We start from the raw sequence: 1,097 nt of genomic DNA on the forward strand, positions 1-1,097 counted from the left end.
ATTAACATAGAAGGAAACGTTCTTTCCGTTTACAACCTTGTCTGGTGAAGCCATCGATTGAAGAGCATCATGGAAGATTCCTTGAACTGAACGGTTATCACCGATATTCAATGTTTTTCCAAATCCATTCAAATAAGCAGAACCATATTGGAAGTATGGGTCAGTGAACCCTGCCACTCGCTCCCAGAAACCAATAACTACAGAGCCTTCTGATCCAACAGCATTCTTAAGTGTATTTCCTGCCTCTTTTAACTCGTTTGCACGGCTGACAATATCTTGCGCTGCTTCAGGGAAATAGTTTTGACCAAGTCCCCATGCAGGTTGTAGCTTATAAGTTCTGGCATAACTTTTATCCATAACAACATTACCATCTGGGAGACGGTAACCATTGGCCACACCATCCGTTACAAGGAGGAATACGGTCTTACGACCATTTTTCATTTCTCCTTTTTGACTGTTATAAGCAGCAAGAGCATCCGTAATACCAGGAACTGTAGGAGTTCCTCCTCCAACAGTAATATTATCAATAAAGCTATGAATAGATTTTTGATCTGATGTTAAATCACTTGAACTAAACTGATAATGTTTACCAGTGATCCCCTCATTTGTATAGGTATCAATCGCTCCTGTGAAGTCCTCATTATCAAAATATCGAACCTGATCCAATCCTTGATAAGCTGAAACGAAGACGCGGTCAGTCGTATCTGGATCACCTGTACTCACTAAATGTGGGTCAGTTTCATTGTACTGTTCAGGTTTCACATAAGTGGTCAAACGCTTCAAGGCATTCTTAACACTAGGAATAGTCTTTTCAAAGGATCCACTCGCATCTTGAAGGATAACTAAGTCGATCGGTTTACGTGGAACTGTCCACTGTGTTTTTTCTGTTTTCTTTACCTTACGATAACATCCATTCTGGATAATTTCTGTGTTCTCTCCTACTTGTCTTGCAGCCCCTTCATCAGCTGATGCACCTCGAGCAAGGAACAGTCCAGCCAATCCTAATGGCACAGAGAGAAACAGAATCATAAACAGAACAGAGACCTTTTTAATGAAATCTCTCATAGTTTTCTCTGAAATCCTATTGCGATTTCTTC

Annotated in this window: 1 pseudogene; it reads right to left on the bottom strand. The window is 40.6% G+C overall.

Annotated features, from left to right (window positions below):
• A pseudogene (locus tag HMPREF2655_RS03400) lies at positions 1–1,065 on the bottom strand (cell surface protein); the annotation flags it as partial.
• Positions 1,066–1,097 lie beyond the last annotated feature (32 nt).

The organism is Streptococcus sp. HMSC066F01 (assembly GCF_001837335.1).
Lineage (GTDB): Bacteria > Bacillota > Bacilli > Lactobacillales > Streptococcaceae > Streptococcus > Streptococcus oralis_S.